20 protein-coding genes are annotated in these 19,135 nt (G+C 71.3%); 9 read left to right on the top strand and 11 right to left on the bottom strand.

Going from position 1 to position 19,135, the window contains the following annotated elements; translation table 11 throughout:
• The first annotated feature begins 96 nt into the window (after positions 1–96).
• Together ACZ7HQ_RS23235 and ACZ7HQ_RS23230 are read left to right on the top strand one after the other, a co-directional pair.
• Positions 97–534 (top strand): sec-independent translocase, encoded by a 438-nt coding sequence (locus ACZ7HQ_RS23235; protein WP_470993013.1) that lies wholly within the window; start codon positions 97–99, stop codon positions 532–534.
• Positions 535–793: 259 nt separating this feature from the next.
• Complete coding sequence (locus tag ACZ7HQ_RS23230) at positions 794–1,459, top strand: hypothetical protein (RefSeq protein WP_470993010.1); 666 nt, start codon at positions 794–796, stop codon at positions 1,457–1,459.
• A gap of 57 nt (positions 1,460–1,516) precedes the next feature.
• Here ACZ7HQ_RS23230 and ACZ7HQ_RS23225 read toward each other — a convergent pair whose 3' ends face one another.
• Genes ACZ7HQ_RS23225 through ACZ7HQ_RS23215 form a run of 3 tightly spaced genes read right to left on the bottom strand, consistent with a single transcriptional unit; the run spans position 1,517 to position 4,587 of the window.
• Positions 1,517–2,650, bottom strand: a complete 1,134-nt coding sequence (locus ACZ7HQ_RS23225) for an Mrp/NBP35 family ATP-binding protein (protein ID WP_470993008.1) — start codon at positions 2,648–2,650, stop codon at positions 1,517–1,519.
• A 43-nt stretch (positions 2,651–2,693) separates the two neighbouring features.
• Positions 2,694–3,308, bottom strand: a complete 615-nt coding sequence (locus tag ACZ7HQ_RS23220; RefSeq protein ID WP_470993006.1) for a DUF1003 domain-containing protein — start codon at positions 3,306–3,308, stop codon at positions 2,694–2,696.
• The gene (locus ACZ7HQ_RS23215; protein ID WP_470993003.1) at positions 3,298–4,587 is read right to left on the bottom strand and encodes a magnesium transporter MgtE N-terminal domain-containing protein; all 1,290 of its coding nucleotides are present in this window, start codon (positions 4,585–4,587) and stop codon (positions 3,298–3,300) included. The genes ACZ7HQ_RS23220 and ACZ7HQ_RS23215 overlap by 11 nt, the downstream gene beginning before the upstream one ends.
• A 226-nt stretch (positions 4,588–4,813) precedes the next feature.
• Here ACZ7HQ_RS23215 and ACZ7HQ_RS23210 point away from each other — a divergent pair, with 226 nt between their 5' ends.
• Positions 4,814–5,557 carry a hypothetical protein gene (locus ACZ7HQ_RS23210; RefSeq protein WP_470993000.1) on the top strand — a complete coding sequence of 248 codons (744 nt, stop codon included), beginning with the start codon at positions 4,814–4,816 and terminating at the stop codon, positions 5,555–5,557.
• 72 nt (positions 5,558–5,629) lie between these two features.
• Here ACZ7HQ_RS23210 and ACZ7HQ_RS23205 read toward each other — a convergent pair whose 3' ends face one another.
• Positions 5,630–6,154, bottom strand: a complete 525-nt coding sequence (locus ACZ7HQ_RS23205) for a hypothetical protein (RefSeq protein ID WP_470992997.1) — start codon at positions 6,152–6,154, stop codon at positions 5,630–5,632.
• A gap of 24 nt (positions 6,155–6,178) precedes the next feature.
• On the bottom strand, positions 6,179–7,309 hold the full coding sequence (locus ACZ7HQ_RS23200; RefSeq protein WP_470992994.1) for a magnesium and cobalt transport protein CorA: 1,131 nt from the start codon (positions 7,307–7,309) through the stop codon (positions 6,179–6,181).
• Between the two features lie 489 nt (positions 7,310–7,798).
• Here ACZ7HQ_RS23200 and ACZ7HQ_RS23195 point away from each other — a divergent pair, with 489 nt between their 5' ends.
• Entirely contained in the window at positions 7,799–8,383 is a 585-nt protein-coding gene (locus ACZ7HQ_RS23195; protein WP_470992991.1) for a suppressor of fused domain protein, read from the top strand.
• 30 nt (positions 8,384–8,413) lie between these two features.
• On the opposite strand, the gene ACZ7HQ_RS23190 is transcribed toward ACZ7HQ_RS23195, so the two are convergent.
• The gene (locus ACZ7HQ_RS23190) at positions 8,414–9,613 is read right to left on the bottom strand and encodes an MFS transporter (RefSeq protein ID WP_470992988.1); all 1,200 of its coding nucleotides are present in this window, start codon (positions 9,611–9,613) and stop codon (positions 8,414–8,416) included.
• 137 nt (positions 9,614–9,750) lie between these two features.
• Between ACZ7HQ_RS23190 and ACZ7HQ_RS23185 the strand changes: the two genes are divergently transcribed.
• From ACZ7HQ_RS23185 to ACZ7HQ_RS23175, 3 genes are all read left to right on the top strand, one after another.
• Complete coding sequence (locus ACZ7HQ_RS23185; protein ID WP_470992985.1) at positions 9,751–10,392, top strand: DUF6758 family protein; 642 nt, start codon at positions 9,751–9,753, stop codon at positions 10,390–10,392.
• 190 nt (positions 10,393–10,582) lie between these two features.
• Positions 10,583–11,440, top strand: coding sequence for a PHP domain-containing protein (locus ACZ7HQ_RS23180; RefSeq protein WP_470992982.1), 858 nt, complete (start codon positions 10,583–10,585; stop codon positions 11,438–11,440).
• Between the two features lie 63 nt (positions 11,441–11,503).
• The gene (locus ACZ7HQ_RS23175; protein WP_470992979.1) at positions 11,504–12,109 is read left to right on the top strand and encodes a MarC family protein; all 606 of its coding nucleotides are present in this window, start codon (positions 11,504–11,506) and stop codon (positions 12,107–12,109) included.
• Between the two features lie 55 nt (positions 12,110–12,164).
• Here ACZ7HQ_RS23175 and ACZ7HQ_RS23170 read toward each other — a convergent pair whose 3' ends face one another.
• Positions 12,165–12,341 (bottom strand): hypothetical protein, encoded by a 177-nt coding sequence (locus ACZ7HQ_RS23170; protein WP_470993602.1) that lies wholly within the window; start codon positions 12,339–12,341, stop codon positions 12,165–12,167.
• 193 nt (positions 12,342–12,534) lie between these two features.
• On the opposite strand from ACZ7HQ_RS23170, the gene ACZ7HQ_RS23165 reads away from it, so the two are divergent.
• Positions 12,535–13,431 (top strand): NYN domain-containing protein, encoded by an 897-nt coding sequence (locus ACZ7HQ_RS23165; RefSeq protein WP_470992976.1) that lies wholly within the window; start codon positions 12,535–12,537, stop codon positions 13,429–13,431.
• Here ACZ7HQ_RS23165 and ACZ7HQ_RS23160 read toward each other — a convergent pair.
• Both ACZ7HQ_RS23160 and ACZ7HQ_RS23155 read right to left on the bottom strand, forming a co-directional pair.
• Complete coding sequence (locus ACZ7HQ_RS23160; protein ID WP_470992973.1) at positions 13,428–14,318, bottom strand: alpha/beta fold hydrolase; 891 nt, start codon at positions 14,316–14,318, stop codon at positions 13,428–13,430. The two genes, ACZ7HQ_RS23165 and ACZ7HQ_RS23160, sit on opposite strands and share 4 nt — an antisense overlap.
• A 120-nt stretch (positions 14,319–14,438) precedes the next feature.
• Positions 14,439–17,060, bottom strand: coding sequence for a DEAD/DEAH box helicase (locus ACZ7HQ_RS23155; RefSeq protein WP_470993575.1), 2,622 nt, complete (start codon positions 17,058–17,060; stop codon positions 14,439–14,441).
• A gap of 502 nt (positions 17,061–17,562) precedes the next feature.
• On the opposite strand from ACZ7HQ_RS23155, the gene ACZ7HQ_RS23150 reads away from it, so the two are divergent.
• Entirely contained in the window at positions 17,563–18,300 is a 738-nt protein-coding gene (locus ACZ7HQ_RS23150) for a ferritin-like fold-containing protein (RefSeq protein WP_470992970.1), read from the top strand.
• A gap of 86 nt (positions 18,301–18,386) precedes the next feature.
• Here ACZ7HQ_RS23150 and ACZ7HQ_RS23145 read toward each other — a convergent pair whose 3' ends face one another.
• Complete coding sequence (locus ACZ7HQ_RS23145) at positions 18,387–18,656, bottom strand: hypothetical protein (protein WP_470992967.1); 270 nt, start codon at positions 18,654–18,656, stop codon at positions 18,387–18,389.
• A gap of 183 nt (positions 18,657–18,839) precedes the next feature.
• Complete coding sequence (locus tag ACZ7HQ_RS23140; RefSeq protein WP_031163497.1) at positions 18,840–19,067, bottom strand: DUF3107 domain-containing protein; 228 nt, start codon at positions 19,065–19,067, stop codon at positions 18,840–18,842.
• Positions 19,068–19,135 lie beyond the last annotated feature (68 nt).

Genomic DNA, 19,135 nt, shown 5'->3' with positions numbered 1-19,135 from the left:
GGGCAGAACTGACAGAAGTCTCACCTCGGGACGGTACCGGCCGGACAGGAAGGACGGGTACCGTTGAGCGACCGAGGACATCGCAAGGAGCGTCAGGTGTTCAATGACATAGGGCCACTGGAGCTGGTGACGATCATTGTGCTCGCTGTGCTCGTCTTCGGTCCGGACAAGCTCCCGAAGGTCATCCAGGACGTGATGCACACGATCCGGAAGATCCGCGAGTTCTCGGAGAGCGCCAAGCAGGACATCCGCAACGAACTGGGTCCGGAGTTCAAGGACTTCGAGTTCGAGGACCTCAACCCCAAGACGTTCATCCGCAAGCAGCTGGACAACGACGAACTGGGGCTGAAGGAGATCCGTAACGGGTTCGACCTGAAGAAGGAGATGGCCGAGGTCACGGACTCCGTCCACGGCCGGGACGGCGAGACGTCGCCTTCTTCGTCCTCGTCGTCCGGTGCGCGCATCGACATGACCAAGAAGCCCGAGGAGCCCGGCAGGGACGAGCGGCCGCCCTTCGACGCGGACGCCACGTAGGCCCAGGGCGCGGGCCACGCCGCGGGGAGCGACTTCGACACGCGCGCGGGGGCACATGCCGCGCACGTGATGCGTTTCATAGCACGAACCCGTCGCACACGGCCTGAGCAGGGCGTTCGCGCGACCCGTGCCTCCAGCGCCTGCCGTGCGGCTGTCACGGGTGTGGATATGCTGCCGAGTTGTTGTGCGGACCGGAGGAGTACGCCCGAAGGGGGGCGGGCCGCCCCGGTCCGACGAGAGCGAGGAGGCGTCCGGGCAGATGGAGACGACGAGTCGGGTGGGCGCGCAGACGCCGGACGCGGAGGGTGCGCAGCAGCTCCCCTCCGCCCGGCGCACGGTCGACGGTTACCTGCTGGCGCCCTTCCCGTGGTACGGCCTCGACGAGGCGTTCACCGGGCCGCGCTGGCTGATGCAGGTCGGTATGGCGGCCGACGGGGCCGTCGAGCACGGTTCGATCGGGCACGGTGACGAGCCCTCCGTACGCAGCGAGACCTGCTCCGCCGGTGAGCCGCGGGAGAAGTTCGCGGTGGTCGTCACCGTCGCCGCGCAGCCCTCGCGCAGGAGCGCCGACGGTACGGGGCTGCTGGAGGCCACGTCGGTCTCCTCGGCCGCGTGGCTGGCCGGGGTGGGGCTGCTGTCCTTCACCTGGCCGGGGCAGATGGACCACACCCTGCGGGACGACTGGCTGGACCAGCAGACGGAGACGGCGTGGGCCCTCGCCGACGATCTCGAGGGGCCGGAGTGGTCCAAACTCTCCCTGCCGGTGGACGGGGCGGCGGCCTCTTTCTACTACCGTGAGTCCGAGTTCGGGTGGGTGCTCGCAGGCACCACCGAGGCGGGGGTGCATCTGGGGGCGTACGGGCGCGGGATGAGCGCGTACGGCCTTGGGTTCGCCGTGGTCAAGGACGTGTCCGCCTACGCGTGACCGAGGGGCGCCGGGTTGTCCCGGCGCCCTTTCGCCGCAGGCCCTGGCGGGCAGGACTCAGAACTTGTTCTTCGGCGTGATGCCGAGGGACAGGCCCGACAGACCCCGCTGCCTGCCGCCCAGCTTGCCGGCGATCGACCTCAGGGCGCTGCCCGCCGGCGAGTCCGGGTCGGTCAGGACCACCGGCTTGCCCTCGTCGCCGCCCTCGCGCAGGCGGACGTCGATCGGGATGGAGCCGAGGACCGGGACGGTCGTACCCGTCGTGCGGGTCAGGCCGTCGGCGACCAGCTGGCCGCCGCCCGTGCCGAAGACGTCGACCATCTCGCCGCAGTGCGGGCAGGGCAGGCCGGACATGTTCTCGACCACGCCGACGATCTTCTGGTGGGTCTGGACCGCGATGGAGCCGGCGCGCTCGGCCACCTCGGCGGCCGCCTGCTGCGGGGTCGTCACGACCAGGATCTCGGCGTTCGGGATCAGCTGGGCGACGGAGATCGCGATGTCACCCGTGCCGGGCGGCAGGTCCAGGAGCAGGACGTCGAGGTCGCCCCAGTAGACGTCCGCCAGGAACTGCTGCAGCGCGCGGTGGAGCATCGGGCCGCGCCAGACCACCGGGGCGTTGCCCGGGGTGAACATGCCGATGGAGATGACCTTCACGCCGTTCGCGGACGGCGGCATGATCATGTTCTCGACCTGGGTGGGGCGGCCGTCGGCGCCCAGCATGCGCGGCACCGAGTGGCCGTAGATGTCGGCGTCGACGACGCCCACCTTGAGGCCGTCGGCGGCCATGGCGGCCGCCAGGTTGACCGTCACCGAGGACTTGCCGACGCCGCCCTTGCCGGAGGCGACGGCGTAGACCCGGGTGAGGTTGCCGGGCTTGGCGAAGGGCACCTCGCGCTCGGCCTGGCCGCCGCGCAGCGCCGCCGCCAGCTCCTTGCGCTGCTCGTCGCTCATGACGTCGAGCGTGACGTCGACGCGGGTGACGCCCTCGACCCGGGAGACCGCCTCGGTGACGCGCTGGGTGATGGTGTCGCGCATGGGGCAGCCGGAGACCGTCAGGTACACGGTGACCGCGACCGCTCCGTCCGCGCCGATCTCCACCGATTTGACCATCCCGAGCTCGGTGATGGGTCGGTTGATCTCGGGGTCGTTCACCGTCGCCAGTGCCTCGCGCACCGCGTCTTCCGTAGCCATAAGGACGATGGTACGGCGCCCCCGGGGGCCTGAGGGATGCCCCTCAGCGGTCGTCTGTGTCACGTCCCGGCGGGCGGTCTGCCCGTTCCGCCGGGAATACGACATGGCCGGGGTGCCCGTCGTGGCGGCGGCGCTCCTCCAGCTCCTTGACCATGTCCTGGAGTTCCGAGCGGATCCAGTCGCGGGTGGCCACCTCGCCCAGGCCCATGCGCAGCGCGGCGATCTCCCGGGTCAGGTACTCGGTGTCGGCGATGGACCGCTCGTTCTGCTTGCGGTCCTGCTCGAGGTTGACCCGGTCGCGGTCGTCCTGCCTGTTCTGCGCGAGCAGGATCAGCGGGGCCGCGTAGGAGGCCTGCAGGGACAGCATCAGGGTCAGGAAGATGAACGGGTAGTTGTCGAAGCGCAGATTCGCCGGCGCCGCGATGTTCCACACCACCCACAGGATGATGACGACCGTCATCCAGACGATGAAGCGTCCCGTGCCCAGGAAGCGGGCGATGCGCTCGGACAGCCGGCCGAAGGCCTCCGGGTCCCACTCGGGCACGATCCGGCGGCGCGGCGGCCGCGGCTGGTCCAGGCGGGGCGTACGGGGCCGGGTGGCGGCCGTGGCGCCCGCCGGGGTGGTGCGCTCACGGGTGCTCTCACGCTCAGGAGCCATGTGCGGCCGCCTCCTCTCCCTCGTCCAGGTGGAACTCGGTCTCCCGCCAGTCCTCGGGCAGCATGTGGTCCAGCACGTCGTCCACGGTCACCACCCCCAGAAGGGACCCGGACTCGTCCACCACGGGTGCGGCCACCATGTCGTACGTGGCGAAGAACCCGGCGATGACGGGCAGCGCGGCGTCCGGGGCCAGGGTTTGCAGGTCCTCGTCCACGAGCGAGCTGACCAGGGTGTACGGGGGGTCGCGCAGCAGCCGCTGGAAGTGGACGGTGCCCAGGTACTTGCCGGTCGGGGTCTCGTCGGGCGGGCGGCAGACGTAGACCTGGGCGGCGAGGGCGGGGGACAGGTCGGGGTTGCGGACCCGGGCGAGCGCGTCGGCGACCGTGGCGTCCGGACGCAGCACGATCGGCTCGGTGGTCATGAGGCCGCCGGCCGTGTGCTCCTCGTACGACATCAGGCGGCGCATGTCGGCCGCGTCGGACGGCTGCATCAGGCTCAGCAGCCGCTCCTTGTCGTCCTCGGGCAGTTCGGAGAGCAGGTCGGCCGCGTCATCGGGGTCCATCGCCTCCAGGACGTCCGCCGCGCGCTCCTCCTTGAGCTTGCCGAGGATCTCGATCTGGTCGTCCTCCGGGAGCTCCTCCAGCACGTCGGCCAGGCGGTCGTCGTCGAGCGCGGCGGCGACCTCGGCGCGCCGCTTGGGGGAGAGGTGGTGCAGGACGTTCGCGAGGTCGGCGGGGCGCAACTGCTCGAAGGTGGCGAGCAGGCTCTCGGCGCCCTGCCCGTGTTCCTCCAGCGAGAACCCGGTGACGGCCGACCACTCGACGGTCAGGGTCTCGCCCTTGGCCCGCCGGAAGGCGCCGCCCTTCTTGCCCTTGCGGACGAAGACGCGGTCGACCTCCCAGTCACGGCGGGCGGGCAGTTGCTGCACGGACAGGTCGAGGACGGTGACCTGCTCGCCGGTCTCCGCCAGCGTCACCCGGCGGTCCAGCAGCTCGCCGAAGACCAGCCGCTCGGTGGGCCGCTGCTCGAAGCGCCGGACGTTCATCACGCCGGTGGTGATCACCTGCCCGGACTCGACCCCGGTGATCCGGGTCATGGGCAGGAAGATGCGGCGCCGGGTGGCCAGTTCGACGACCAGCCCGAGCAGCCGCGGGGGCCTGCGGCCCACCCGCAGCATCACGACGAGATCGCGCACGCGGCCCACCTGGTCGCCGCTCGGGTCGAAGACGGGGACCCCGGCGAGGTGCGAGACGAAGATCCGGGGGGCGCCGGCTGCCATGGCTGTGCTTCCTCTGCTGACGTGGCCTGGGAATCGCCCTTTTCTCGGGTGTTCCGCTTTCTTTGTGAATTGCTCGGATTTGCCCGCTCGGGTGCGCTTCAGGCTAGCCCGTACTGCTCGGATACGCCCTGGTGGGGAGTCCGGACGGACTGGCTCCGCCGGGCGGCCCGGGCACCGGTACGCTGCGGTACTCCGCTCAGGAACCGTCAGAAAGGCGATCCCCCCTGTGACTGCGATTCCCCAGGGCCGTACCCGCCGGGCCGCGCTGGTGACCGCGATCTTCGCCTTCGCCGTGACGGGGACGGCGGTGCTGACCGGGTGCGGTGACGGCGATCCGGACGCGGGGACGAACGGCGTGGGCAAGCTGCCCGCCGCACAGATCCAGGCCAGGACGCGGGCGGCCGCCGGGGGCGCACCGGCGGTACGGCTGTCCGGGACCGTGGTCACCAGCGGCCGGACGTACCAGCTGGACATGCGGCTGAAGGCCGACGGCGGTACCGGCTCGGTGACCTCGAAGGGGGCGACCTTCAAGCTGCTGCGGGTCGGCAAGCAGCTGTACCTGAAGGCCGACGCGGACTTCTGGAACCAGGCCGACGCCAAGGGCGACGGCGCGGCCGGCACGCTGAACGGCAAGTACGTCAAGGTGCCGCAGGGGGACCCCGCGTACAGGAAGTTCAGCGGCTTCACGGACAAGGACCTCCTCCTCGACGGGCTGCTGACACTGCACGGCACACTGGCGACGGACGGTCACCACGACGACGCGGGTACCCGCACCATCCGCATCACCGGCGACAAGGGCTCCGGCGGCACGCTGGACGTCTCCCTCCAGGGCCGGCCGTACCCCCTGCGCCTGGTCCGCGCCGGCGGCGCGGGCACGCTCACCTTCTCCGACTGGGGTGAGGACTTCGCCGTCGCGGAGCCGGTCAAGGCCGAGACGGTGGATTACGGCAGGCAACTGCCGACGTCGTAGCCGTTCGGCACCGTGGGCCCGCCGCGACGGCGCTCGGACACCGCGGCGCGTCCGGGCGGTGCCGAAGCCTCCTCAGCCCCGCCGTTCCTTCCTGCGCCGTTTCGCCAGCAGCCGCGGCAACGCCGCGGGAATCGGCCGCCGGGTGGTCGCCGGAGTCGGAACCGGCCGCTCGGCCAGGCTGCCGTCGGGCAACGGCGCCAGGGGCCCGGCCGGAGCCAGGCGCAGCACCCGGCACTCGCGGGCCCAGCGGGCCGGCATCTGCTCGCCGTCGGGGGCGTTGAGCCGCTTGCCCTTCAGCTCGGCGACGGCCGCTTCCCACGCGTCCGTGCCGGACGCCAGCTCGGACACGGTCGCCGTGAACGTCACCAGCCGGCCGCCCTTGTCCTTGCTGCGCACGGACACCTCGGCAGAGCCCCCGTCGATCAGCCCCTGAAGCGGCTGCTCACCGGGACCGTCGCCGACCAGACACACCGCGCCCTCGTGCCACACGTGCCACAGCGCACACGCGGCGGGGCTGCCGGCGCCTCTGACCCAGATGAGGCCGGACTTCTTCGAGGCCTCCTCGATGAGGGCCCGGTCGAGCAGCTCGCTTGTCATGTGCCCAGCCTATCCAGCGTCCGCTCAGAGCCAGCCGTTGCGCTTCAGCGTGCGGTGGATGCCGAGACAGATGACGACGGTGATGCCCATGATCACCGGGTAGCCGTACCTCCAGTGCAGCTCCGGCATGTACCTGAAGTTCATGCCGTACACACCGCACACCATCGTCGGCACGGCGATGATCGCCGCCCAGGCGGTGATCTTGCGCATGTCCTCGTTCTGCGCGACGGACGCCTGCGCGAGGTTGGCCTGGAGGATGGAGTTGAGGAGTTCGTCGAAGCCCAGCACCTGCTCCTGGACGCGGGCGAGGTGGTCGGCGACGTCCCGGAAGTACTTCTGGATGTCCGGGTCGACCAGCCGCATCGGCCGCTCGCTCAGCAGCTGCATCGGGCGCAGCAGGGGAGCCACCGCGCGCTTGAACTCCAGCACCTCACGCTTGAGTTGGTAGATCCGCGCCGAGTCGACACCGCGCGAGACACCGCCCCTGCGGCCCGGCGAGAAGACCTCGGTCTCCACCTCGTCGATGTCGTCCTGCACCGCGTCGGCGACCGCGATGTAGCCGTCCACCACGTGGTCGGCGATGGCGTGCAGCACGGCCGAGGGGCCCTTGGCGAGCAGCTCCGGGTCGTCCTGCAGACGGTGCCGAAGGGCCCTGAGCGAGCCCTGGCCGCCGTGCCGGACGGTGATGAAGAAGTCCCGGCCGGTGAAGCACATGACCTCACCGGTCTCGACGACCTCGCTGTTGGCGGTGAGCCGGTCGTGCTCGACGTAGTGGATGGTCTTGAAGACGGTGAAGAGCGAGTCGTCGTAGCGCTCCAGCTTGGGCCGCTGGTGGGCCTGCACCGCGTCCTCGACGGCCAGCGGGTGCAGCCCGAACTCGCTCGCGATACCGGCGAATTCGGCCTCGGTCGGCTCGTGCAGCCCGATCCACACGAAACCGCCGTCGCGCCGCACCAGCCGCATCGCCTCGTGCGGGGTGAGCGGCCCCGTGCTCTGGACGCGGGCGCCGTCGCGGTAGACCGCGCAGTCCACGACGGCGGACGGGGTGGCCGGGTCGCGGGTGGTGTCGTACGAGACGTTCGGCCCGCCCGGGGGCTTGCGCAGCGAGACGCGGGACGGACGGACCACGGCGCGCAGGTCGCGGATCATCGACATGGGCAGGCTCCTTCGCGACAGGCAACGAAAGACCGCCGGCGACGGGTGGAACTACCCGGAATGGGGACGTCCTGACTGCGGGATGTTTGGCACGTCCACAAAGCGGGGAGCACCGCACCGTCGCGGTGGCGACTTCGCTACTGATGCAGAACTGATTCGATCAGGCAGATCGGGTGATCAGGCGATCAGGGCAAAGCGAAACGAAGTGCTCTTCCGAAGGGTGACGCGCACGGAAAGGCGGCAGCAGCCAGCCAGAAAACAGCCGGTGACTACATCAACAGGCGGAAGAGCGAGTGGTACTGCACGGTCGACTTCGATCCATGACAGCCCCACCTCCTCCGGCCGGTCCCTCGTAAGGGAGTGTCCTCGGCGTCGGGACTCGATAGCGACGCTTCTGCGTGCTGTCCCGAACCACCGGCTCAGCGTAGCAGCCGCCCGAACTGTCAAGGTGCCGCTTTGCCCGCTGCTGACGAGTTCTATGCTCGCCGCATGGTTGATGTTCTTCCTCTGGTCGAGGCGCGGTTGAGCACCGCGCTGGGCGAACCGGACGCGCGCGCCGCCGTCACCTTCCTCGGCACGGACCGCATCGAGGTGCTCCGGTTCCAGGAGGGGGACGTCGTGCGGTACGCCACGCTGGGCATGTCCGCGCACCCGATGACCGACCCCACCGCGATGCTCGCCGACCCGGTCAAGGGCCCCCGCGCCGAGCTGGTCCTCTCCGTCCGCGCGGGCCTCGCCGACACCGACAAGGTGCTCCGCCCGCTCGCCGTGCTGGCCGCGTCCCCGCAGGTGGAGGGGTTGGTCGTGACGCCGGGCGCCTCGCTGGACGTGGGTGACCCGCTGTGGCCCGGCGCCCCCTTCACCTCGGTCCTGGTGGGCGAGCCCGGCGGCCTGGTGGAGGACCTGGAGCTGGACGACCCGATAGAGCCCGTACGGTTCCTGCCGCTGCTGCCGATGACCCCGAACGAGGCCGCCTGGAAGCGGGTGCACGGCGCCCAGGCCCTCCAGGAGCGCTGGCTCACCCACGGGACGGACCTGCGCGACCCCGGCCGCGGGACCGTGCCGCTGGAGTGAGGAAGCTCACCAAAACCCGGCCGTGAGCGGTCAGTTGGCGAAGACGCCGACACCGCCCTCCGTCGCGTGTCGCGGCGCCGCTTCCTCCGCCTCGTGCGCGAGGGCCCGGCGTCGTACGGCGATCACGAGCGCGCCCAGCACCGCCGTGACCGCCGCCACCACGAACGGGACGTGCAGGTCGGTCCACTCCCCGAGCTTCGGGGCGAAGTAGGGCGCGGCGGCGGCCGCGAACCAGCGGACGAAGTTGTAGCCCGCGCTGGCGACCGGGCGCGGGGCGTCCGACACGCCGAGGGGCAGCTCGGTGTAGACGGTGTTGTTCACGCCGATGAACGCGCCGGACAGGATCGTGCAGACGACGGCCGTGGTGTGGTTGCCGTAGCCGAGGACCAGCACGTCCACCGCGAGCAGCACCAGCGAGCCGCCGAGCACCCCCGGTGAGCCGAACCGTGCCTGCAGGCGCGGCGCCACGATCACCGAGAAGACGGCGAGCAGCACACCCCAGGCGAAGAACACCGCCCCGGAACGGTACGGCGTCATGTCCAGCACGAACGGCGTGAAGGCCAGCACCGTGAAGAACGTGTAGTTGTAGAAGAAGGCGGAGATCGCGGCCGAGGCGAGGCCGCCGTGGCCGAGCGCCCTGACCGGGTCCAGGACCGAGGTCCTGCGGGCCGGCTTCGGCTGCTCCTTCAGGAACGCCGTGATGCACAGGAAGCCGATCGCCATCAGCGTGGCCGTGCCGAAGAAGGGGTAGCGCCAGCTGACGTTGCCGAGGACCGCGCCGAGCAGCGGGCCGCAGGCCATGCCGAGGCCGAGCGCGGACTCGTAGAGCAGGACCGCCGCCGCGCCGCCGCCGACCGCCGCGCCCACGATGACCGCGAGGGCCGTCGAGACGAAGAGCGCGTTGCCGAGGCCCCAGCCCGCCCGGAATCCGGCCAGTTGGCCGACCGAGTCCGACGTGCCGGCGAGGCCCGCGAAGACGACCACGAAGGCCAGGCCGAGCAGCAGGGTCCTGCGGCCGCCGATGCGGCTGGAGACGAAGCCGGTCAGCAGCATCGCGACCGCGGTGATCAGGAAGTACGACGTGAACAGCAGGGACACCTGGCCGGGTGTGGCGTGCAGGCCCTGCGCGATGGACGGCAGGATCGGGTCGACGAGGCCGATGCCCATGAAGGCGACGACGGAGGCGCCGGCCGTGGCCCAGACCGCCTTGGGCTGTCGCAGGAGGTCCATGTGTGCTCCCTGCTGAGGTCGGTAAGTTAGTCCGGCTAATGAATGTAATATGCATCAACTTTCGTGTGAAGGAGTGTTCCGTCCGGACGGGTGATCGTCCTTGACGTGGGCGGGCGGGGGTAGGACCGTGGAGCCCTATGAGGGGCGAACCCAGTTGCCCGCGGTGTGGTGGCCGGGTCAGGGCTCCCGGTCTCTTCGCCGATGCGTGGCAGTGTGATGTGCACGGCACGGTGTATCCGCTGCAGCCCGTGATCCCGCCCAGCGTCGAAGCCCTCGGTGCGGTGGTGCACCGCACGCACGTTCCGCTGTGGATGCCCTGGCCGCTGCCGGTCGGCTGGCTGTTCACGGGCGCGGCCTACGCCGGCGACGACCGCAGCGGCGGCCGCGCGACCGCCGTCGCCTGCTCCGGACCCGGCCCGCTGGGCGGCCCGGCCGAACTCATCCTCGTGGCCGAGGAGCTCGGTGTCGGCCTCGGCGCGCGCTACGCGGGCATCGACGGCCCGGACCCGGGGTCGTACATGAACGTCGAGAAGCCGCCGCAGGCCAAGGTGCTGGCCGTCGGCCGCCCGACCCCGCTCTGGCACGTCTACCGCACCCCCGACGACCGGGCCGTCTTCGCCGGTGAGGCCCTGGGCATGTGGCTGTGGGCGGTGATGTGGCCCGAGCAGGCGGCCCTGCTCATGTACGACGAGCTGGTGCTGACTGATCTGCGGGACGCGGGGGCGGAGCTGGACCTGGTGCCCTGCGGAGCGTTGTCGCCGCGCTTGCTCCGGCCGTGACGCCCACGGGGGCGCCGGGTTCTGTTTCGTCGGCGGCTGCGGGTGTGTCGTGGTTGCTCGCGCAGTTCCCCGCGCCCCTTTGGGTTGGTCCGGTAAAGGGCGCTTCCAGGGTGTGGGTGTGACAGGCGGGCTTCGAAACGCCGCTATTCTTAGGTGTCCCCTTCCGTAGCGTCCCCCGTCTGGAGCCACCGTGCGTATCGATCTGCACTGTCACTCCACGGCCTCGGACGGTACGGACACCCCGGCTGAGCTGGTGCGGAATGCCGCTGCCGCCGGACTGGACGTCGTCGCACTGACCGATCACGACACCACCCGTGGGTACGCCGACGCGATCGCCGCGCTGCCCGAGGGGCTCACCCTGGTGACCGGCGCCGAGCTGTCCTGCCGTGTCGACGGCATCTCCATGCACCTGCTGGCCTACCTCTTCGACCCGAAGGAGCCCGCCCTGCTCGCCGAGCGCGAACTGGTGCGGGACGACCGGGTGCCGCGGGCCAAGGGCATGGTCGCCAAGCTCGACGCTCTGGGCGTGCCGGTCACCTGGGAGCAGGTTGAGCGGATCGCCGCCGGCGGTTCCGTGGGGCGCCCGCACGTCGCGACGGCGCTGGTCGAGCTCGGTGTCGTACCGACGGTGAGCGACGCGTTCACCGAGGAGTGGCTGGCCGACGGCGGCCGGGCCTTCGTGGAGAAGCACGAGACCGACCCCTTCGAGGCGATCCGGCTGGTCAAGAACGCGGGCGGGGTCTGCGTGTTCGCGCACCCGGCCGCCGCCAAGCGCGGTCGTACGGTCCCCGAGGCGCGGATCGCGGAGATGGCCGAGGCCGGTCTGGACGGCATCGAGGTCGATCACATGGACCACGACGCCGACGCGCGCGATCGGCTGCGGGGCCTGGCGAAGGACCTGGACCTGCTGGTCACCGGCTCCTCGGACTACCACGGCAGCCGCAAGACCGTCACGCTCGGCGCGTACACGACCGACCCCGAGGTGTACGGGGAGATCACGCGGCGGGCTACCGGCGCGTTCCCGGTGCCGGGCACCGGCGGAGCCTGAGGCCGTCAGCGGCCCTCACGCGCCCCCAGTTCATCCCTTTTCCAGCAAGGCCAGTACCTCCGCATGTTCGACATCGCCGTCTTCGGCTCTCTGTTCCTGACCCTTTTTGTCATCATGGATCCCCCCGGGATCACCCCGATTTTCCTCGCCCTCACCGCCGGCCGTCCGGCCAAGGTGCAGAAGCGCATGGCCTTCCAGGCGGTGTGCGTGGCGGCCGGGGTCATCGCCACCTTCGGCGTCCTGGGCCACCAGATCCTGAACTACCTGCACGTCTCCGTCCCCGCGCTGATGATCGCGGGCGGTCTGCTGCTCCTGCTGATCGCGCTGGACCTGCTCACCGGCAAGACCGACGAGCCGAAGCAGACCAAGGACGTGAACGTGGCGCTCGTACCGCTCGGCATGCCGCTGCTCGCGGGGCCCGGTGCGATCGTGTCCGTGATCCTGGCCGTGCAGAAGGCCGGCAGTGTGGCCACGCAGATCTCGGTGTGGTCCGCGATCCTCGCGATCCATGTCGTGCTGTGGCTGGTGATGCGCTACTCGCTGCTGATCATCCGGGTGATCAAGGACGGCGGTGTGGTGCTGGTGACGCGGCTCGCGGGCATGATGCTCTCCGCGATCGCCGTACAGCAGATCATCAACGGCGTCACTCAGGTGATCCGGGGGAGCTGAGCCCTCGTCGGCTCGGCTCCCCCGGAAAGCTTGAGTGGCGCGGAACGCGTGAGCGTTACGAGGCCTTGGTCTCGGCCGGGCGGATCCACAGGCGCTGTCCGATGGCGGCGGCCTGCTGAACGATCCGGTTGACGGAGGCGGCGTCCACGACGGTGCTGTCCACGGTGGTGCCGTCGACCTCGTCGAGTCGCATGATCTCGAAGCGCACGGGCTTCTCCCTTCGTCTGGTCATCCTCCTGAGGAGAACTACTCGATACGCCGGATGTGTATCCGGCGTTCGTAGTAGTGAACGCGCCGCTTGTTACAAACATTCCCTACGCTAAAGAAATTTTTCGAACAGCTAATTACCGACGGGTAAGCAGGCTGCCCGAGACCGACCGGGACCGGTTGTGTCCGCACTGTGACCACCGGGACAATGGGAGGCGATGAACGACGACCTGGCGGCCCTGGGCGCCCGCATCGACCGCACGAACGAGCTGCTGGAACGCATGCTCGCCGAGGTGGCGAAGACGCCCTCCACCCACGCGATCTTCGTCGACGCGGGGTATCTGTACGCGGCCGCCGGCCGGCTGGTCGCGGGGACCGAGGACCGCCGGGCCTTCGACCTCGACGCCGAGGGTCTGATCGAGGCCCTCATCGACCGCGCCCGCTCGGTCTTCGCGGACAGCCGTCTGCTGCGCGTCTACTGGTACGACGGCGCCCGCCGCCGCATCCACACCGGCGAGCAGCAGGCCATCGCGGAACTGCCCGACGTCAAGGTCCGCCTGGGCAACCTCAACGCCAACAACCAGCAGAAGGGCGTCGACTCACTGATCCGCACGGATCTGGAGTCCCTCGCCCGCCACCGCGCCATCAGTGACGCGGCGCTCCTCGGCGGCGACGAGGACCTGGTCTCGGCCGTCGAGGCGGCGCAGGGGTACGGCGCGCGGGTCCACCTCTGGGGCATCGAGGCCCCCGAGGGCCGTAACCAGGCCGAACCCCTCCTCTGGGAGGTGGACAGCCAGCGCACCCTCGACCTCGAGTTCTTCAAGCCGTACGTCTCCCGCCGGACGGCCGCCGCCTACGAGGCCACCTCGGGCACCCGCCCCACCCGCGAGGACGTCCGCTTCGTCGGCGCCCAGATCGCGGCGAAATGGCTGGCCTCCCGGGGCCGCGAAGCCCTGGTCGAGCTGCTCCCCGGTCACCCTTATCTTCCCGGCTCCGTCGACCAGGACCTGCTGGTCGAGGCCGAGAGCCTGCTCCAGTACTCCCTGCGCGGCCAGGCGGACCTGCGGCGCGCCCTCAGGGACGGCTTCTGGGACCATCTGCAGGCGCAGTACTAACGCTGTCCGCCCTGTCCGTCCGCGGTGTCCCAGAAGTCGGCGAGGGCGTGCGCCGTGGCCTGGGGCTGGTCGGTGTTGGGGGAGTGCTCGGCGTCCTCGATCACGGTCCGCCGCGCGTTCAGCCGCACCGCCATGTCGTCCAGCAGCGGCAGGGGCCAGGTGTCGTCCCGTGAACCGGACAGGACGTGGAACGGCAGCGGTACGGCGGCCAGTTCCGCGATGCGGTCAGGTTCCGTGCACAACTGGCGTCCGGTGGCGAGGAGTTGGGCGGGCTTGGTGGCCAGCCAGCGGCGCCGCAGGTCGTCCCGGTCGTCGAGACCGCCGTCGAGCGCCGCGGTCTCGGTCTCCTCGGGGGTCTCCATCGCCCGCATCGCCTCCCACACCTGCGCCATCGTCATCACCGCGAGCGCGTCCCGCAGCAGCTTCACGCGCTGCTGCTGGGGCTCCGAGATCTGCGCCGGGCCGGAGGCCATGAGGGTGAGCGACCGGAAGGGGGAGTGGTCGAGCAGCACGGCGGCACGTGAGATCTGCCCGCCGAGGGAGTGCCCCAGCAGGTGCACCGGCTGTCCGAGTGCCTCGGCCTGGGCCAGCACGTCGCGCGCCAACTCCTGCTGGGCGTAGGCCGTTTGATCGCTCTCGGGCCCGTCCGACTCGTACTGCCCGCGCCCGTCCACGGCCACGGTGCGGTACCCGCGCTCGGCCAGCGGTACGAGCAGCGGATTGAAGTCCTCCTTGCTCCCGGTGAACCCCGGCAGCATCAGCGCGACCCCGCGGGGCTCGACCCCACGGGCCACGGGCGCGTCGACGACGGCGAACTCACCCCGCGCGGTCCGCAGGGCGTACGCACGGGCACCGGGCGGCGGGACGAAGGTGGCGGGCCTGCTCATGGGGAGAGGCTATCGGGCGGGGCCGGCGGGGGACGGGGCACCCACAAGCGCCGGGGCCTGGAAATGCGACGGCCAGGCCCTCGCGGTGGAGGGCCTGGCCGTCGGTGAACGGGTGCCGGATCAGCCTTCGGTGGCCTCGACGGCCGCCGCGGCCTTACGGGTACGGCGACGCGGCTTGGCCTCCGGCTCCTCGGTGGCCTGCGCCGGGATCTCCGCGACGACGGCCTTGCGCGTACGGCGCGGCTTGACCTCGGCCTCGGGGGCCTCGGTCGTCTCCGGCGCGGCTGCGGCGGTCTTCCGCGTGCGGCGGGGCTTGGCCTCCGTGCCTTCGGCGGTGTCGGCGGCAGCGGCAGCGGTCTTCCGCGTGCGGCGGGGCTTGGCCTCCGTGCCCTCGGCCGTGTCCACGGCGGCGGCAGCTGCCGTCTTCCGGGTCCGGCGCGGCTTGGCCTCGGCCTCGGGGGCCTCGGTCGTCTCCGGCGCGGCTGCGGCGGTCTTCCGCGTGCGGCGGGGCTTGGCCTCCGTGCCCTCGGCCGTGTCCACGGCGGCGGCAGCTGCCGTCTTCCGGGTCCGGCGCGGCTTGGCCTCGGCCTCGGGGGCCTCGGTCGTCTCCGGCGCGGCTGCGGCGGTCTTCCGCGTGCGGCGCGGCTTGGTCGCCGGAGCGGGCTCCTCCGCCGTGACCTCGGTCGCGACGGACGCGGCCTCGGCGGTGGGCTCCGCGGCCTTGCGCGTACGGCGACGCGGCTTGGCCTCGGCGGCCTCGGCCGTGTCCACGGCGGCTTCGGCGGCTGCGGCGGTCTTCCGGGTCCGGCGCGGCTTGGCCTCGGCCTCGGGGGCCTCGGTCGTCTCCGGCGCGGCAGCGGCGGTCTTCCGCGTGCGGCGGGGCTTGGCCTCCGTGCCCTCGGCCGTGTCCACGGCCGCTTCGGCGGCGGCAGCGGCCGTCTTCCGGGTTCGACGCGGCTTGGCCTCAGCGGCTTCAGCGGTGTCCGTCGCCGCTTCGGCGGCAGCAGCCGTCTTGCGGGTGCGACGGCGCGGCGTGGTCTCGGTGGCCTCGATGGTCTCGGCCGTCGGCTCCGGCGCCGCAGGGCTGTCCTCCACCACGGGCTCGGGCTGAGCCGGCGCCTCCGTGAGCACGGACTCGGCCGTCACCGTGGTCTGCGGCGCCTGGGCGTCCGCGTTCCTGCGGGTGCGGCGGCGGCGCGGCTTGGCCGCGGCCTCCTGCTCCGGCGCGGCCGGCGCCGGTGCGCCCTCCGCCGTGTCCACCGACTCGACGGCGGCCTCGGCCGCGGCCGGCTGTGCCGGGGCACCGGCGCGCGTACGGCGACGGCGGCGCAGGGCGCGGGAAGCCCGGGGCTCCTCCACACCGGTGGCCTCCGCGGTGGCGGCCTCGGCGGCCGGCGCCGCGGCGGTCGTGGCCGCGTCGAGCGGCGCTCCGCCGCGGGTACGGCGGCGGCTGCGCGGGGTGCGGGCCGTACGCTCGCGCTCGGCGGTGCCGGACTCGGGACGGCCGGCACGCTCGCCCCGGCCACCACGGCCGCGGGCTCCACGTCCGCCGGTCTCGCCCAGGTCCTCCAGCTCCTCCGCGTCGAGCCCGGCACGGGTCCGCTCCGAGCGCGGCAGGATGCCCTTGGTGCCCGCGGGGATGCCGAGGTCCGAGTACAGGTGCGGGGACGTCGAGTACGTCTCCACCGGGTCGTTGAAGTCCAGCTCCAGCGCCTTGTTGATCAGCTGCCAGCGCGGGATGTCGTCCCAGTCGACGAACGTGATCGCCGTACCCTTGGCGCCCGCACGGCCCGTACGGCCGACGCGGTGCAGGTACGTCTTCTCGTCCTCGGGGGACTGGTAGTTGATGACGTGGGTCACGCCCTCGACGTCGATGCCGCGCGCGGCGACGTCGGTGCAGACCAGCACGTCGACCTTGCCGTTGCGGAAGGCCCGCAGCGCCTGCTCGCGGGCGCCCTGGCCGAGGTCGCCGTGGACCGCGCCGGAGGCGAACCCGCGGCGCTGGAGCTGCTCGGCGATGTCGGCGGCCGTGCGCTTGGTACGGCAGAAGATCATCGCCAGTCCGCGGCCCTCGGCCTGCAGGATGCGGGCGACCATCTCCGGCTTGTCCATGGAGTGACCGCGGTACACGAACTGCTTGATGTTCGCGACCGTCGCGCCCTCGTCGTCCGGCGCGGTGGCGCGGATGTGCGTGGGCCGGGACATGTACCGGCGGGCGAGGCCGATGACCGCGCCCGGCATGGTCGCCGAGAACAGCATCGTCTGGCGCTTGGCCGGCAGCATGTCGATGATCTTCTCGACGTCGGGCAGGAAGCCCAGGTCGAGCATCTCGTCGGCCTCGTCGAGGACCAGGCACTTGACGTGCTTCAGGTTCAGCTTCTTCTGGCCCGCGAGGTCCAGCAGCCGGCCGGGGGTGCCGACGACCACGTCGACGCCCTTCTTCAGGGCCTCGACCTGCGGCTCGTACGCCCGGCCGCCGTAGATCGCCAGCACGCGGACGTTACGGACCTTGCCCGCCGTCAGCAGGTCGTTGGTGACCTGGGTGCACAGCTCGCGCGTGGGGACGACGACGAGGGCCTGCGGGGCGTCGGTGAGGTCCTCGGGGGCGGCGCGTCCGGCCTCGACGTCGGCGGGGACGGTGACGCGCTCGAGGAGCGGAAGACCGAAGCCCAGCGTCTTGCCGGTGCCGGTCTTGGCCTGGCCGATGACGTCCGTGCCGGAAAGGGCGACGGGGAGCGTCATCTCCTGGATGGGGAAGGGGGTGATGATGCCGACGGCCTCCAGGGCCTCGGCCGTCTCGGGAAGGATTCCGAGGTCTCGAAACGTCGTAGTCAGGGTCATGCCTCTTCTGTGTGCGCGGTGCGAGGCGAGCGCGGGGGGTCATGTCTGACCGTGCCGGGGACGTCGGCTGCCGTACGGGCGAACCACTCGGGCAAGCCGTATGACACGGGACCTCTGCCGACGCTCTAGCGCTCGTACCGCTGAGGTGTCCCTCCGGTCGTCGTACGTACTCTCACGTCGGCCAGGGAGGGCTGTCGGGTCGGAGCCGATCGGGCCACCGACCGGGCATCCTCATGCGTGCGCCCTGTCGGGAGACGTCGAACACCGTCGACGCACTCGGGCAGGCGCATTACCACCATACCCCGGATTCGCGCACATGCGATGGCCGATTTGGTCACGTCATGGTCGTCACAGTGGTTGACCAGGGGCTCCGAGCGGAGCCGAGCGGGCTATTGTGCGGCTCATGACTAGCTCTGACAAGCCTGAGAACGACTCCGCGGCGCCCACGGGTGTCGCTGCCCAGGACTGGGCGCAGGCCTCCGCCGACCCGCAGTACCGCGCCGCCGTCGTGGACCTGCTCGGCGCGCTCGCGTACGGGGAGCTGGCGGCGTTCGAGCGGCTCGCGGAGGACGCGAAGCTCGCTCCGACCCTCGCGGACAAGGCCGAGCTGGCGAAGATGGCCTCGGCCGAGTTCCACCACTTCGAGCGGCTGCGGGACCGGCTCACCGAGATCGGCGAGGAGCCGACCGCCGCGATGGACCCGTTCGTCGCGGCCCTGGACGGCTTCCACAAGCAGACCGCGCCCTCGGACTGGCTGGAGGGCCTGGTCAAGGCGTACGTCGGCGACTCGATCGCGAGCGACTTCTACCGGGAGGTCGCGGCGCGGCTCGACTCCGACACCCGCGAGCTCGTCCTCGCCGTCCTCGACGACACCGGGCACGCCGGGTTCGCGGTGGAGAAGGTGCGGGCCGCCATCGACGTCGACCCGCGGGTGGGCGGCCGGCTGGCGCTGTGGGCGCGGCGGCTGATGGGCGAGGCGCTGTCGCAGTCCCAGCGGGTGGTCGCCGACCGGGACGCGCTGTCGACGATGCTCGTCGGAGGGGTGGCCGACGGGTTCGATCTCGCGGAGGTCGGGAGGATGTTCTCGCGGATCACCGAGGCGCACACCAAGCGGATGGCTGCGCTGGGCTTGGCGGCGTAACGCCCACGGGGGCCGGGTTCCCGGCGCCGGCGGGTGCGGGGTGGCTGCTCGCGCGGTTCCCCGCGCCCGTGACGGCTCGGCTTCGGCTAAGCCGTCAATGATCGTCGGCGCAGGCGGCCCGCCGGGCGCAGCAGAAGGGACAAGGACGCCGCCGAGATGATCGCGGCGCCCAGCAGGCTCGGCCAGGTGGCGGCGGAGCCGAGGGCGGTGTGCGTGACGAAGTCACCGAAGAGCGCGCCGGCGATGCCCGTCGAGAGGACCAGCGGGCGGGCCGGCAGCCGGTGGGACAGGCGGTACGCGGCGATCAGGGCGAGGGCCAGACCGAGCACTGCGGAGCCGAGTGCTTCCAGGATCATGTCGGGGTCCCTCCCACGGCCGGTCTGCCTTGAACGGTCGTAGCCCGTCATACCCGTGACCTGCGGAGCACAATCCTCCGCTGTGGAGAAGTTGTGCGCCAAGTGTGTGCGCGAACCATGGAGAAGGACCCATGGAGAAGGGCCCGGCGGCACAGGCCGCCGGGCCCTTCTCACGACATCGGCCTACAGCGTGCCGAAGCCCACCTTGCGCACGGTCGGCTCGCCGATCTCCACGTACGCCAGGCGGTCCGTCGGTACCAGGACCTTGCGGCCCTTCTCGTCCTGGAGGCTCAGCAGCTGCGTCTTGCCGGCCAGCGCGTCGCTCACCAGACGCTCGACCTCCTCGACGCTCTGACCGCTCTCCAGAACGATCTCGCGGGGCGCGTACTGCACGCCGATCTTGACCTCCACGGCTATGTCCCTCCGACGGCCAGTGATGTGCGCGATCTTCCGCGCCGTACCCAGCACACATTAGTCCG

Source organism: Streptomyces sp. NPDC037290 (genome assembly GCF_055603245.1).
Note: the sequence above shows the minus strand (reverse complement) of the source record. Positions and strands in the feature narration are given on the sequence as shown.

Bases quoted from the DNA above. Each gene is read 5' to 3' on its own strand.
- ACZ7HQ_RS23230 (WP_470993010.1), top strand. From the start codon at position 794: ATGGAGACGACGAGTCGGGTGGGCGCGCAGACGCCGGACGCGGAGGGT.
- ACZ7HQ_RS23225 (WP_470993008.1), bottom strand. From the start codon at position 2,650: ATGGCTACGGAAGACGCGGTGCGCGAGGCACTGGCGACGGTGAACGAC.
- ACZ7HQ_RS23220 (WP_470993006.1), bottom strand. From the start codon at position 3,308: ATGGCTCCTGAGCGTGAGAGCACCCGTGAGCGCACCACCCCGGCGGGC.
- ACZ7HQ_RS23215 (WP_470993003.1), bottom strand. From the start codon at position 4,587: ATGGCAGCCGGCGCCCCCCGGATCTTCGTCTCGCACCTCGCCGGGGTC.
- ACZ7HQ_RS23205 (WP_470992997.1), bottom strand. From the start codon at position 6,154: ATGACAAGCGAGCTGCTCGACCGGGCCCTCATCGAGGAGGCCTCGAAG.
- ACZ7HQ_RS23200 (WP_470992994.1), bottom strand. From the start codon at position 7,309: ATGTCGATGATCCGCGACCTGCGCGCCGTGGTCCGTCCGTCCCGCGTC.
- ACZ7HQ_RS23195 (WP_470992991.1), top strand. From the start codon at position 7,799: ATGGTTGATGTTCTTCCTCTGGTCGAGGCGCGGTTGAGCACCGCGCTG.
- ACZ7HQ_RS23190 (WP_470992988.1), bottom strand. From the start codon at position 9,613: ATGGACCTCCTGCGACAGCCCAAGGCGGTCTGGGCCACGGCCGGCGCC.
- ACZ7HQ_RS23185 (WP_470992985.1), top strand. From the start codon at position 9,751: ATGAGGGGCGAACCCAGTTGCCCGCGGTGTGGTGGCCGGGTCAGGGCT.
- ACZ7HQ_RS23175 (WP_470992979.1), top strand. From the start codon at position 11,504: ATGTTCGACATCGCCGTCTTCGGCTCTCTGTTCCTGACCCTTTTTGTC.
- ACZ7HQ_RS23170 (WP_470993602.1), bottom strand. From the start codon at position 12,341: ATGACCAGACGAAGGGAGAAGCCCGTGCGCTTCGAGATCATGCGACTC.
- ACZ7HQ_RS23165 (WP_470992976.1), top strand. From the start codon at position 12,535: ATGAACGACGACCTGGCGGCCCTGGGCGCCCGCATCGACCGCACGAAC.
- ACZ7HQ_RS23160 (WP_470992973.1), bottom strand. From the start codon at position 14,318: ATGAGCAGGCCCGCCACCTTCGTCCCGCCGCCCGGTGCCCGTGCGTAC.
- ACZ7HQ_RS23155 (WP_470993575.1), bottom strand. From the start codon at position 17,060: ATGACGCTCCCCGTCGCCCTTTCCGGCACGGACGTCATCGGCCAGGCC.
- ACZ7HQ_RS23150 (WP_470992970.1), top strand. From the start codon at position 17,563: ATGACTAGCTCTGACAAGCCTGAGAACGACTCCGCGGCGCCCACGGGT.
- ACZ7HQ_RS23145 (WP_470992967.1), bottom strand. From the start codon at position 18,656: ATGATCCTGGAAGCACTCGGCTCCGCAGTGCTCGGTCTGGCCCTCGCC.